Origin of the sequence: Nocardioides marmotae (assembly GCF_013177455.1) — a bacterium.
GTDB classification, from domain to species: domain Bacteria; phylum Actinomycetota; class Actinomycetes; order Propionibacteriales; family Nocardioidaceae; genus Nocardioides; species Nocardioides marmotae.
The window spans coordinates 3,054,965-3,067,818 of sequence record NZ_CP053660.1 but is presented as its reverse complement, the minus strand read 5'-3'; the positions used below and the strand labels follow the sequence as shown (position 1 = coordinate 3,067,818).

The following is a 12,854-nucleotide window of genomic DNA, read 5'->3' as shown; positions in this document are numbered from 1 at the left end:
CTGAGGACCCCGTGCGGTCGCGCTCCGGCGGCCCGCGAGCCGTGCACAGGCAGCGGCCTCGGACAGGCTGTCCACAGCTCTGTCCGGGGCCGGCGGAGGGGTCCGAGCCCGGACCTAGCGTCGCGCCATGCGTACCCGCCGTGCCGCCGCCGAGCACCAGGAGGCCGTCTCCCGACGGCTGGCCCTGCTGAGCGCCGAGCTCGCGGCCGAGCGGCCGCGCACGGAGGGGTACGACGCGTGGCCCGGGGAGGCCGGCGAGCCGGGCGAGCCGGAGGGCTGGACGGCCGGGCACACCCGGGTCCGCCCGCCGCTGCACGCCGCGCCGCCGGCCCCGCCCGCGCGAGCGCCTGCCCCAGCGCCTGCGCCTGCGCCTGCGACGCGGCCGCCGCCCCCCGTGCCACCGGCCCCAGGGCCCCCGCCCGTGCCGGTGCCCGGCAGGCATGCCGCGCGGCGGCGGGTGTCGCTGGTGCCGAGCGTGGCCGACGCGGTGCCCGAGACGTTGCGGGGGCGGGCAGCGCTCGGCTCGGTGCAGCTGACCGTGGTCGCGGTGGTGGTGGCGCTCGGGCTGGCGGTCACCTGCTGGTGGGTCGTGCGCGGCGACCCGGGCACGCCGGTGGCGCCGGCACCGGTCCAGGCCTCGCCGGTCGCGGAGCTGGTCGAGGTGCCGCCGGTGGCCGTGCCGGGGCCGGGAGCGCCGGCCGGGGGACCGACCGGATCGACCGGGCCCCCGGCCGAGGTGGTGGTGGACGTGGCCGGGAAGGTGCGCCGCCCCGGCATCGTCGTGCTCGACACCGGCGCCCGCGTGGTCGACGCGCTGGAGGCCGCGGGCGGCGCCCGGCCGGGCGTCGACCTGTCCTCGCTGAACCTCGCCCGCCTGCTGGTCGACGGCGAGCAGGTGGTCGTCGGCCGGCCGCCGGCGGCGTACCCGCCACCCGGAGCGCCGGGCCCCACCGGCGGGTCCGCGACGAGCGGCCTGCCCGGGGTGCCGGCGGCGCTCGTCGACCTCAACCGCGCCACCGGGGTCGAGCTCGAGGCGCTGCCCGAGGTGGGCCCGGTGACCGCGGCGGCGATCATCGGCTGGCGCGACCAGCACGGCGGGTTCACCAGCGTCGAGGAGCTGCTCGAGGTCGACGGCATCGGCGAGGCGACGCTCGCGCAGATCCGCCCGTTCGTGACGGTGGGAGGTGGCTGACCGGGGCGATGGCCGGGTCGATGTCCGGATGCCGCTGCTGGCCGCCGCGGCCTGGCTGGCGGGCCTCGCCGCCCAGCTGCTCCCGCTGCCCGCGCTCGCCGCGGTGGCGGTGGTCGCGACCGCCGGGGCCGCCGCGGTGGTGGTCCGGCGCCGCGACCTCGCGACGACCGTCGCCGCGGTCGCCCTGGTGGCGGCGGCCGTCGGCTGCTCGGCCGCGGTCAGGGTCGAGCAGACCCGGGCCGGCCCCGTCGCCGACCTGGCCCGGGAGCGCGCGGTCGTCACGGTGACCGGCACGGTGGTCGCCGACCCGCGCCCGGTGGAGGGCCGGTTCGCCGACCGGGTGCTGACCCGGCTCGAGGTGCGCGAGGTGACCGGCCGCGGGGCGAGCACCCGGCTGCGCACCCGGGTGCTGGTGCTGGGCGACGACCCGTGGGCCGACGTGCGGCTCGGGTCGACGGTCCGTGCTGGCGGGCGGCTGGACACCGCCGACGGCCCGGACCTGGCCGGCGTCCTGATCGCCGGCGACCCGCAGGTCCTGGCCGGCCCGGGGCCATGGTGGCGCGGGGCCGACGAGGTGCGGGCCTCCATCCGCGACGCCGTCGAGCACCGGCCGCCGGCCCAGGCCGCCCTCGTGCCGGCGTTGGTGACCGGCGACGACCAGCTGCTCGACGCGGAGGTCGAGGAGGACTTCCGGACGACCGGGCTGACCCACCTGCTGGCGGTCTCCGGCACCAACCTGACCCTCGTCGTCGGCTTCCTGCTCGTCGTGGCGCGGTGGTGCGGCATCCGCGGCCGCGGGATGTACGTCGTCGGCGCGCTCGGCATCCTCGGGTTCGTGCTCCTCGCCCGCACGGAGCCGAGCGTGCTCCGGGCCGCGGTGATGGGCTCGGTCGCGCTGCTGGCGCTCGGGGTGCACGCCTGGCAGCGCGGGTTCCGGGCGCTCGGCGTCGCGGTGGTCGTCCTGCTCCTCGTCCAGCCCGGGCTCGCCACGTCGCCCGGGTTCGCGCTCTCGGTGCTCGCGACCGCCGGCATCCTCGTGCTCGCCCCGGTGTGGCGCGACGCGATGGCCCGGTGGCTCCCGCGGTGGGTGGCCGAGGCGGTGGCCGTCCCGCTCGCGGCGCAGATCGCGTGCACGCCGGTGGTCGCGGCGCTCTCCGGCGAGGTCAGCCTGGTCGCGGTGGCCGCCAACCTGGTGGTCGCGCCCGCGGTGGGGCCGGCCACCGTCCTCGGCCTGGCCGGTGGGCTCCTCGGCCTGCTCTGGGACCCGGCCGGCCGGCTGCTCGGCACCGGCGCCGGCTGGTGCGTCGGCTGGATCGTGGCCGTGGCCGACCGCGGGGCCGACGCGCCCACCGCCGCCGTCGACTGGGGCACCGGGCCGGCCGCGCTCGCGGCGCTGACGGTGCTGTGCCTGGTCCTCGCGCTGGTCCTGCGCCGGGTGCTGGCCCGCGCGGTGACCGCGCTGGCGGTGGTCGCGGTCCTGGCGGTGGTGGTGCTCGTCCGGCCGCCGACGCCGGGCTGGCCGGCCGGGGACTGGGTGGTCGCGATGTGCGACGTGGGCCAGGGCGACGCGCTCGCGCTCCGGGCCGGGCCGGGGGAGGCGGTCGTGGTGGACGCGGGTCCGGAGCCGGGCGCGGTCGACCGGTGCCTGGATGACCTCGGGGTCGACCGGGTCCCCCTGGTGGTGCTCAGCCACTTCCACGCCGACCACGTCGACGGGCTGGCCGGGGTCCTGGACGGCCGGCCGGTCGGCGCGGTCGAGGGGACCTCGGTCCTCGACCCGGTCGGCGGCGTGGCGGACGCCCGGGCGACGGCCGCGGCCGCCGGGTTGCCGGTGCGCACGGCGACGTACGCGACCACGCGGCGGGTCGGGGACGTCACCCTCCAGGCGCTGTGGCCGCGGCCGGGCGCCGGGGCGATCGCGGCGGGCGGGCCGGAGGGGGAGTCGGCCAACGACGGCAGCGTGGTCCTGCTGGCCGAGGTCCGCGGGGTGCGCGTGCTGCTCACCGGCGACCTCGAGCCGCCGGGCCAGGCCGCGCTGGCCCGGGCGCTGCCGGGGCTGCGGGTGGACGTGCTGAAGCTGCCGCACCACGGCAGCCGCTACCAGGACCTGCCGTTCCTCGCCTCGCTGGGCGCGCGGGTCGTCCTGGTCTCGGTGGGGGCGGACAACGGCTACGGGCACCCCGCCGAGGAGGTGCTCGACCCGCTCGCGGACGCCGGCGCCCAGGTGCTGCGCACCGACGAGGACGGCGACGTGCTGGTAGGGGTCACCGACGGCGGCGTGGAGACCCGCACGCGCCGGTGAACGCCCGGCCGCGGGGGAGGTGCGTCGGCGCGCTGTGGGAGGCTGGACCCACCATGGCAGCGGGTCCGAAGACAGCAGACGTCCTGGGCCGGGTCACCCTCGTGACCGGCAAGGAGGAGTTCCTCAACGAGCGGACGGTCGCGGCCGTGCGCGCGGCGGTCCGCGCCCACGACGCCGAGGCCGAGCTGTCCGAGACCGCGGCCGGCGAGCTGTCCCTCGCGACGCTGGGGGAGCTCTCCGCGCCCTCGCTGTTCTCCAGCACGCGCTGCGTCGTCGTCCGCGCCCTGGAGAACCTTCCCGAGGAGTCCGTCGCAGGGCTGCTCGCCTACGCCCAGGCTCCGGTGGAGGACGTCGCGCTCGTGCTCGTCCACGGCGGCGGCCCCAAGGGCAGCGGCGTGCTGACCAAGCTGCGCAAGGCCGCGGGTGTCACCGAGGTGAAGTCCGGTGAGCCCAAGGCCTCGGAGTTCCCGGGCTTCGTCGCCGCGGAGGTGCGCCGGTACGGCTCGACCATCGACCAGGAGGCCGCCTCGTTCCTGGTCTCGGCGGTCGGCCAGGACCTGCGCTCGCTGGCCGCGGCCGCCCACCAGCTCACCCACGACTTCCCGGGCCAGTCCCTCGACGTGGAGAAGGTCAAGCGGTACTTCGGCGGCCGGGCGGAGGCGAAGTCCTTCGCCGTGGCCGACGCCGCCTTCTCCGGCCGGCGCCACGTCGCGCTGGAGGAGCTGCGCTGGGCGCTGGACGGCGGGACCGCCCCGGTGCTGGTGACCTCGGCGTTCGCCGGCGGCGTCCGCGGCCTGGCGCGCTACCAGGGCGCCCCGCGGGGCATGCGCGAGGGCGACCTGGCCCGGGAGATCGGGGTGCCGCCGTGGAAGATCCGCTCGATCCGCGACCAGTCCCGCGGCTGGACCGAGCAGGGCCTGGCGCAGGCGATCCGTGCGGTCGCCCAGGCCGACGCCGACATCAAGGGCGCGGCCAGCGACGCGTCGTACACCCTCGAGCGGCTGGTGCTGACGATCACCGCGCTGCGCGAGGGGCGCTAGCCACCATCCCGGGGGAGCGCCGCCGGGAGAGCAACGCGAAAAAGGCGCCGACCCGTGGGGTCGACGCCGTTCGCGAGGGCCGTTAGAGAGAGGCGGCCTTCTTGGCGATCGCGGACTTGCGGTTCGCGGCCTGGTTCTTGTGGATGACGCCCTTGGAGACGGCCTTGTCCAGCATGCGCGAGGCGTCGCGGGCCGCGGTCGTCGCGGTGTCCTTGTCGCCCGCCTCGGCGGCCTTGCGGAACTTGTTCACGGCGGTCTTCAGGCCGGTCTTGACGGCCTTGTTCCGCTCGTGACGCTTCTCGTTCTGCTTGTTCCGCTTGATCTGGGACTTGATGTTCGCCACTACTGCGCCTTCGTCGTAGGTGTGGGGTGTGCTGCTGGGTGCTGCTGATGCTCCTGAGCCGTCGGCGCCTCCGCCCACAGGGGTGGGCGCCGGACATGCGACGTACGAGATTAGCAGCGGGCGTTCCGGCCGCCCAAATCGCTCACGGCCAGCCGCGGCGCTGCGCGAGGAGGTCCCAGGTGACCTCGGCGTTCCAGCGCTGCGCGGTCCGCAGGAAGGGCGAGGTCGGCGGCACCCGCTGGGCCTGCATCAGCAGGAAGTATCCCGCGTGCAGGGCCAGCACCGCGTCGATGTGGTCGGCCGGGACGTCGCGGGTCAGCGGTGAGCGGGCCAGGACGGCGTCGACGTCGATCCCGTCGCCGTGCGGCCCGATCATCAGCGCGACGGTGTCGAACCACGCGGCGCCGCGGACCGGCCAGTTCCAGTCGCACAGCAGCACCCGGCCGTCGGCGGCGAGCAGCACGTTGTCGTCGCGCACGTCCATGTGCACGAGCGTGTCGCCGGCGGCCACGACCGGGGCGAGCGCGGCGAGCTCCGCGGCCTCGTGGAGGTGCTCGGTCAGGCCCGGCACGTCCAGCCCCCGGCCGAGCTCCTGGAGCCGCACGAGGTCCCAGTACGACGGCCAGTCGGCCACCTCCTCGGCGAGCGGCACCAGGGCCGGCCCGGCGGGCGGGGGCGTCAGCGCGGTCGCGGCGGCCTCGAGCGCGGCGACGACGCGCTCGAGGTCGGCCCCGCGCCAGGGCCGCGGGGGAGTGGTGTGCTCGACGTGCTCGATGCCGAGCACGACCCAGTCCTCGTCGTGGCTCCACAGCAGCCGCGGCGCCGGCACCGACGCCGGGAGGGCCGCCAGCCGGCGGCCCTCCTCGCGGTAGGCGTCGGCGAAGACCCGCTGGGCGACGACCGAGGCCGCCTTGACGAAGTGCTGCGAGCCGTCCGCGCAGGTCAGCACCGAGGCGAAGCCGGGCGTGAAGCCGCTGTTCATCGAGCGGGTGCCGACGACCGGCGACCCGCAGTGCTGCTCGACGAGGTCGCGCACGTGCGGCGGCAGGAAGGGCCACTCCAGCCGGCGGGCGGTGCGACCGTGCGGCACCGAGGTCAGGGTCACCGGGACATCCTCGCCGCAGCCGCGTCCCTCACCCCTCGGCGGGCAGGGCGGCCACCGGGGCGGGCACCCCGCCGGCCGTCGCCGGAGCCGTCGCCGGAGCCGTCGCCGGAGCCGTCGCGCCGGCGGCAGCGGGCCGCCACCCGGGCGGGCCGAACACGTAGCCGAGCTTGTCCCGCAGGGAGGGTGCCGACCGGACGTCGCGGGCGATCGCGGCGTACTCGTGGGTCTGCAGCTTGAGCAGGTGGTAGGTGCCGACGGGGGTGGTCAGGCCGTAGGTCGGGCGGTGCAGCTCGGGCTGGAAGGTGCCGAAGAGCCGGTCCCAGACGATGAGGATGCCGCCGTAGTTGCGGTCGAGGTACTCCGGGTCGCTGCCGTGGTGCACGCGGTGGTGGGAGGGGGTGTTGAAGACCAGCTCGATCGGCCGCCACAGGGTGCGGATGCGCTCGGTGTGCACGAAGAACTGGTAGATCAGGCTGATCGAGAAGCCGAGGAAGACCAGCGCCGGCGGCACGCCCAGCAGCGGCAGCGGCGCCCAGATCACCAGCTCGTGGGAGTTGTTCCACTTCTGCCGCAGCGCGGTCGCGAAGTTGAAGTGCTCGCTGGAGTGGTGGGCCTGGTGGGTCGCCCACACCAGCCGGACCCGGTGGGCGACGCGGTGGGCCCAGTAGAAGAGGAAGTCGACGCCGAGCACGGCCAGCGCGATCGTCCACCACGCGTCGACGGGGAGCTGCCAGGGCGCGACGTGCACGAAGAGCACCGTGTAGATCGCCAGCCCGAGCAGCTTCCACAGCGCCATCATCACCACCGACACCGAGCCGAGCGAGAGGCTGGTCATCGCGTCGCGTGCGTCGTACCGCGGGCTGCCGTCCGGCCGCTCGTCCTCCAGGACGTACGCCGCGAGCGCCTCGACCACCACGAAGAGGACGAAGAAGGGCATCGCGAGCACCACGGGCTCGCGGAACGCGTCGGGGATCGCGTGCCAGCTCGACTGCAGGACGTCGGTCACGGACGGATCCTGCCGCACTCGCCGAGTCGGGACCACCGGTTCGCGCATGGGAGGATGGAAGAGTCCGTCCGACCTCCACGCCCGCCGAGAAGAGCCAGTGCCCCAGACGTCTGCACCGAAGCCCGGCCACACCGATCCTGCGATCATCCGGAACTTCTGCATCATCGCGCACATCGACCACGGCAAGTCGACCCTCGCCGACCGGATGCTCCAGCTCACCGGCGTGGTGGGGGAGCGCGAGGCCAAGGCGCAGTACCTCGACCGGATGGACATCGAGCGCGAGCGCGGCATCACCATCAAGTCGCAGGCGGTCCGGATGCCCTGGACGGTCACCGAGGAGGCGGCCGCCGAGCACGACATCGAGGCCGGCCCCGGCACCTACGTGCTCAACATGATCGACACCCCCGGGCACGTCGACTTCACCTACGAGGTGTCCCGCTCCCTCGAGGCCTGCGAGGCCGCGATCCTGCTCGTCGACGCGGCCCAGGGCATCGAGGCCCAGACGCTGGCGAACCTCTACCTCGCGATGGGTGCGGACCTGCACATCATCCCGGTGCTCAACAAGATCGACCTGCCCTCGGCGAACGTCGAGAAGTACGCCCTCGAGCTGGCCAACCTCGTCGGCTGCGAGCCCGAGGACGTGCTGCTCACCTCCGCCAAGACCGGCGTGGGCGTGGAGACGCTGCTCAACGAGATCGTCAAGCAGGTCCCGGCGCCGGTCGGCGACGCCGACGCCCCGGCCCGCGCGCTGATCTTCGACTCCGTGTACGACACCTACCGCGGCGTGGTCACCTACGTCCGGGTGGTCGACGGCTCGCTCAAGCACCGCGACCGGATCAAGATGATGTCGACCGGAGCGGTCCACGAGATGCTCGAGGTCGGCGTGATCAGCCCCGAGCCGATGAAGGCCACCGAGCTCGGCGTCGGCGAGACCGGCTACCTGATCACCGGCGTCAAGGACGTCCGCCAGTCCCGGGTCGGCGACACGGTGACCAGCCAGCACCACGGCGCCTCCAAGCCGCTGGGCGGCTACGCCCACCCGAACCCGATGGTCTACGCCGGTCTCTACCCGATCGACGGCGACCAGTACCCCGAGCTGCGCGACGCGCTGGAGAAGCTCCAGCTCAACGACGCCTCGCTCACCTACGAGCCGGAGACGTCGGGCGCGCTCGGCTTCGGCTTCCGCTGCGGCTTCCTCGGCCTGCTGCACATGGAGATCACCCGCGAGCGCCTCGAGCGCGAGTTCGACCTCGACCTCATCTCGACCGCGCCGAACGTGGTCTACGACGTGGTCATGGAGGACGGCACGCAGCTGACGGTGACCAACCCCAGCGAGTACCCCGACGGCAAGATCGCCGAGGTCCGTGAGCCGATCGTCAACGCCACGATCCTCGCCCCGTCCGACTACATCGGCACGATCATGGAGCTGTGCCAGTCCAAGCGCGGCACGATGCTCGGGATGGACTACCTCTCCGAGGACCGGGTCGAGATGCGATACACGCTGCCGATGGGCGAGATCGCCTTCGACTTCTTCGACCAGCTGAAGTCGAAGACCAAGGGCTACGCCTCGCTCAACTACGAGCGCTCCGGCGAGCAGGCCGCCGACCTGGTCAAGGTCGACATCCTGCTCCAGGGCGAGCCGGTCGACGCGTTCTCCGCGATCATCCACCGCGACGCGGCGTACTCCTACGGCGTGATGATGGCCGGCAAGCTCAAGGAGCTCATCCCGCGCCAGCAGTTCGAGGTGCCGATCCAGGCCGCGATCGGGGCCCGCGTGATCGCCCGCGAGAACATCCGCGCGATCCGCAAGGACGTCCTGGCCAAGTGCTACGGCGGTGACATCACCCGCAAGCGCAAGCTGCTGGAGAAGCAGAAGGAGGGCAAGAAGCGGATGAAGATGGTCGGCCGCGTCGAGGTCCCCCAGGAGGCCTTCGTGGCCGCGCTGTCGACCACGGCCCCGGCGGAGAAGACCGGCAAGAAGTAGGCGTCACGGGGCGCGGCGGCCGCGGCGCAGGGTTGCGCGGGGGCGTACCTGGGCAGGGTGTCGGCACGACCGAGACCGTCCTGGGGGGACAACATGACCGCGTTGTGGCCGTCGATCGACCCATCCTTCGCGCGCGAAATCGCGACGCGCACGCCCGTCCGCTTCCGCCACGGCCTGGCCGGGCACCCGCTGCTCACGCTGGAGGAGATCGCCCGGCTGGCCGAGGAGCTGCCGCCGGCCTCGCTCTCGGCCGAGCCGGCCGAGAAGCCCATCGCCGCCGGTGACGCCGCCGACGTCGCGGCGTCCACCGACGACATCGGGCAGCGCATCCGCGACGTGGCGGCGAACCGCTCGTGGTTCACCCTGCTCCACGTCCACCAGGTGGCGCGCTACCGCGCCCTGGTCGACCAGGTCCTCGACGACCTGGCCGAGGCCTCGGGGATGGACCCGAAGAACCTCACCCGGCGGATGGGCTTCCTGTTCGCGAGCTCCCCGAAGGGGGTGACCGCGGCGCACTTCGACATCGAGCACAGCTTCTGCATGCAGCTCCAGGGCACCCGCACCCTCGGCTTCGGCCGCTTCGCCGACGAGGAGGAGAAGGCGCGGGAGGTCGAGCGGTACTGGAACGGCTCCTTCGGCCGGTTCCACGAGCCGCCCGAGACGGTCGCCGAGCACGTGATCAGCCCGGGCACCGGGTGCTACATCCCGCCCTACACCCCGCACTGGATCGTCAACGGCGAGGAGACCTCGCTGTCGATGACCGTGACGTTCATGAACCGCGACAACGAGACCGAGTCGCTGGTCCAGGCGTTCAACGCCAAGATCGCGAGGACCGGCCTCACCCCGCACGCCTTCGGGGACTCACCGGCCCGGGACCGGGCCAAGGCGGGTGCGATGAAGGCGTGGGCGGCGGTCAGGAGGCCCCGCGGCGCAGCGCGTTGAGGCGGCGTACGCCGTCCCAGGCGGCCAGCAGCAGGCGACCGCGGGCGCCGTGGGCGGCGCGCACGCGGGTGAGCACCCGTCGCCGGGAGGCGAAGCCGGCCTTGTAGGCCTCCTCGCCGCGCAGCAGGTCGACCTCGTGGCACCCCGCGGCCGCCGCCTGCTCGACGACGCGCACGAGCAGCGCGGTGCCGGCCCCGTCGTGGGCGCGGTCGGTCGAGCGCGCGAGCTGGTAGAGCGCGAGCCGCCCGGCGACCACGAACGCGATCGAGACTGCCGCGGGCTCCTCGCCGACCTCCAGCACGTCGACGCGGGCCTCGCCGGCCGCGAGCGCCTCGGTGACGGCGGGGCGCAACCGGGGCATCTGCGCGAGCAGGGGAGCGCGGTCCGGCCGGTCGCGGTGGAGCGCCTCGAAGGCGTCGAGGGCGGCCGCGACGCTCGCCCCGGTGGCCGTCCACTGCCGCACGCCGGCGCGGGCCAGCCGCGTCTCGGTGCGGCGCACGTTGCGCCGGAACGACGCGGAGCGCGAGGCCAGGAAGCCGTCGCCGCCCGGCTCCAGCGGCTCGTACGGCGCGACGTCCATCGGCCTCGCCGCGACCCCGAGCGACCGGGCGGCGAGGGAGCGCTCCGGGGCTCCCGCCAGGTCCAGGACCCGTGCGCCGGGCCGGCGGAACCACGCGGCGAACGCGGCCGCCACCCGCTCCTCGTGGCCCGGCACCGCGACCAGGTCGATGTGGTCGGGGCAGGGGACGCCATGGCCGGCGGGACGCAGCAGCTCCACGCCGAGGACCCGTCGACCGGTCAGCGCGATCCCGCCCACCGGCTCCTCGCCGGCGAGCACCAGGAGGTGGGTCGGGGTGCCGCGCGCGACGTGCCGCAGCCACCACGGACGGGTGAACGGCGCCGGGTGGGGCACCTGGTGCGAGATCCGCGCCCAGCCGGCCGCCTCGCTGTCGAAGTCGTGGCGCACGAGCACCGAGGACTCCGGATCGCCGTGCACAGCGTCACCGTAACGGCTGGTCTGGACAGCCGTTGAGGTTTACGTTCGAACGACCTGGGGCAGACCTGGGAGCACATCTGTATACCGACCACGTACTGGGGGACGTACATGGCACCGCAGGGGGACGACCACGTCATGGACGGGGTACGGGCCGCAGGCCCGTCACCGTCGCAGAGCACCACCGGAGAGCAGGTCGAAGCGGCTCGAGCAGCCTTCTCCGCTCGCCGCGAGGCCGAGAGCGTGCTGGCCGACGCCAGCCGGATCCGGGCCTCGGCAGCCGCCGACGCGGACGCCCTGCTGGTCGACGCGCAGATCATGGCCGACCGGCTCCAGTCGGAGTCGTTGGCGGAGTACGAGCGCCTGGTGCGCGAGGCCACCGAGCGGTCCGACGGCATCCTGGCCCGGGCCCGGGTGGAGGCCGACCGGGTGCGCGCCGAGGCGCACGCCCACGCCGAGGCCATCCGGGTGCGGGCCGAGAGCGAGCTCGACCAGGTCCGCGCCCAGGTCCGCGAGGAGCTCCGCGAGGAGCAGCTGGCGACGCTGGGTCACGTCCGGCACCACTCCGACGGCCTGCTGCGCGACCTCGAGTCGGGCGTGCGGGGCCTCGGCACGACCTTCGAGCGTGCCAACGCCTCGGTCGCCGACGTCGTCGCGACCATCGGCCGGCTGCGCACCGTCACCGAGTCCGCACTGCCCGTGGTCAGCCTCGGCGACACCGTCCGCGAGTCCGTGGGTCAGACCGCGCTCCCGGCGGTCAAGGAGCCGGTCGCCGAGGAGGTCGTGGAGGACGTGGCCGAGCCGGTCGTCGAGCCGGTGATCGAGCCCGAGGTCCAGGTCGAGCCGGTGGCCGAGCAGGCCGTCGAGCAGGCCGTCGAGCCCCAGGTCCCGGCCGAGCCCGTCGTCGCGGCCCGCGAGGAGCGCGAGGAGCGGTCCGTCAACGGCAGCTCGCCGATGATCGGTCGGGTCTCCACCGCCGACCGCGTCCCCGGGACCCCGGTGAGCGACGAGAACGCGACGAGCTTCCTCGGCACCGACCCGCCGCGCCCGGTGACCGACTGGTCGACCGGCGCGGGGGCGGGCGCCCCGAGCAGCTCCACGAGCCAGGTGGTCACGACCGCGTCGGGGGACTCGCGTCCCCTGGGGTGGCTCTTCCGCGCCACTTCCTGAGCAGCGGCCCGGCTCAGGAGCCGGCCGGGCACTCCGGCGCCACCGCGGTGGTGTCGGGGTGCACCGAGACCGACTCCACGACCGAGCCCTCGGGCACCCGGCGGAACAGCTGCATGAAGATCCGCCGGGTCTCCCCGGCCGCGAAGCAGGTCCAGGTGCCCGAGACCACGGCCACCAGGCCGCCGTCGCGGTCGGTGACCACGGCCTGCACGACCGCGCTCGGGACGTCGTCGTCCTGGGCGGTCACGTCCGCCAGGACGACCGACCCGCGCGGCCCCTCCTCGATCCGCACCGGCTCGGCCCCGACCTCGGGGATGGCCGCCGACGACCACGAGACGTCGCGGTAGGTCACCTCCACGTCGGCCACCTCCGCGCCGGGGCCGACCGTGCCGACGTACAACCCATAGGTCCCACCGGGACGAAGGGAGCGCACCGTGCAGCACCCGCCCTTGCGCGGCCTCGTCACCGTCGAGGCCAGCGCCGTGCCGCGCTCGTCGCGGAGCGTGACGACCGCGTCCGCGCGCCGCAGCGTGCGGTCGGTCGGGTTGCGCACGAGCACCGAGACCAGCCCGTCGAGCTCGCCCCAGGAGACCGTCTCCAGCAGCGAGTCGGCGCTGGCGGCCGTGCTGGAGACGGCCGGGTCCACCTCGCTCCCGGCGAGCTGGTCGGAGATGGTCGCGCAGCCGCCGAGCACCAGCGTGAGCGCGGCGGCCGCGAGCGGGCGCAGCATGCCTCGGAAGTCCCCCATGGCGGTCATGGTAGGCACGCGATGAGCC

The 12,854-nt window shown here is 74.7% G+C and carries 11 protein-coding genes; 6 read left to right on the top strand and 5 right to left on the bottom strand.

Annotation, left to right across the window (positions count from 1 at the left end):
* Positions 1-127: 127 nt before the first annotated feature.
* The 3 genes from HPC71_RS14615 to holA are packed head-to-tail and all read left to right on the top strand — an operon-like array spanning position 128 to position 4,534.
* Entirely contained in the window at positions 128-1,192 is a 1,065-nt protein-coding gene (locus tag HPC71_RS14615; RefSeq protein WP_216656425.1) for a ComEA family DNA-binding protein, read from the top strand.
* Entirely contained in the window at positions 1,185-3,494 is a 2,310-nt protein-coding gene (locus HPC71_RS14610; protein ID WP_253943723.1) for a ComEC/Rec2 family competence protein, read from the top strand. Before HPC71_RS14615 ends, HPC71_RS14610 begins: the two co-directional genes overlap by 8 nt.
* 53 nt (positions 3,495-3,547) lie before the next feature.
* The gene (gene holA, locus HPC71_RS14605; protein WP_154617047.1) at positions 3,548-4,534 is read left to right on the top strand and encodes a DNA polymerase III subunit delta; all 987 of its coding nucleotides are present in this window, start codon (positions 3,548-3,550) and stop codon (positions 4,532-4,534) included.
* An 82-nt stretch (positions 4,535-4,616) separates the two neighbouring features.
* Here holA and rpsT read toward each other — a convergent pair whose 3' ends face one another.
* From rpsT to HPC71_RS14590, 3 genes are all read right to left on the bottom strand, one after another.
* Positions 4,617-4,877: a 30S ribosomal protein S20 gene (rpsT, locus tag HPC71_RS14600; protein ID WP_171896851.1), complete on the bottom strand. Its 261-nt coding sequence runs from the start codon at positions 4,875-4,877 to the stop codon at positions 4,617-4,619.
* Between the two features lie 142 nt (positions 4,878-5,019).
* Positions 5,020-5,982 carry a hypothetical protein gene (locus HPC71_RS14595; protein WP_171896850.1) on the bottom strand — a complete coding sequence of 321 codons (963 nt, stop codon included), beginning with the start codon at positions 5,980-5,982 and terminating at the stop codon, positions 5,020-5,022.
* Positions 5,983-6,010: 28 nt separating this feature from the next.
* On the bottom strand, positions 6,011-6,988 hold the full coding sequence (locus HPC71_RS14590; RefSeq protein WP_253943722.1) for a sterol desaturase family protein: 978 nt from the start codon (positions 6,986-6,988) through the stop codon (positions 6,011-6,013).
* A 46-nt stretch (positions 6,989-7,034) separates the two neighbouring features.
* Here HPC71_RS14590 and lepA point away from each other — a divergent pair, with 46 nt between their 5' ends.
* Both lepA and HPC71_RS14580 read left to right on the top strand, forming a co-directional pair.
* The gene (gene lepA / locus HPC71_RS14585; protein WP_154617040.1) at positions 7,035-8,972 is read left to right on the top strand and encodes a translation elongation factor 4; all 1,938 of its coding nucleotides are present in this window, start codon (positions 7,035-7,037) and stop codon (positions 8,970-8,972) included.
* Between the two features lie 93 nt (positions 8,973-9,065).
* Entirely contained in the window at positions 9,066-9,914 is an 849-nt protein-coding gene (locus HPC71_RS14580; RefSeq protein WP_154617038.1) for a JmjC domain-containing protein, read from the top strand.
* Here HPC71_RS14580 and HPC71_RS14575 read toward each other — a convergent pair.
* Positions 9,886-10,911 (bottom strand): GNAT family N-acetyltransferase, encoded by a 1,026-nt coding sequence (locus tag HPC71_RS14575; protein ID WP_154617036.1) that lies wholly within the window; start codon positions 10,909-10,911, stop codon positions 9,886-9,888. The genes HPC71_RS14580 and HPC71_RS14575 overlap by 29 nt on opposite strands.
* A gap of 108 nt (positions 10,912-11,019) precedes the next feature.
* Between HPC71_RS14575 and HPC71_RS14570 the strand changes: the two genes are divergently transcribed.
* Positions 11,020-12,078 carry an ATP synthase subunit B family protein gene (locus HPC71_RS14570; RefSeq protein WP_154617034.1) on the top strand — a complete coding sequence of 353 codons (1,059 nt, stop codon included), beginning with the start codon at positions 11,020-11,022 and terminating at the stop codon, positions 12,076-12,078.
* A 13-nt stretch (positions 12,079-12,091) separates the two neighbouring features.
* On the opposite strand, the gene HPC71_RS14565 is transcribed toward HPC71_RS14570, so the two are convergent.
* A complete protein-coding gene (locus HPC71_RS14565; RefSeq protein ID WP_154617032.1) occupies positions 12,092-12,826 on the bottom strand; it encodes a hypothetical protein in 735 nt (244 codons plus the stop codon).
* Positions 12,827-12,854 lie beyond the last annotated feature (28 nt).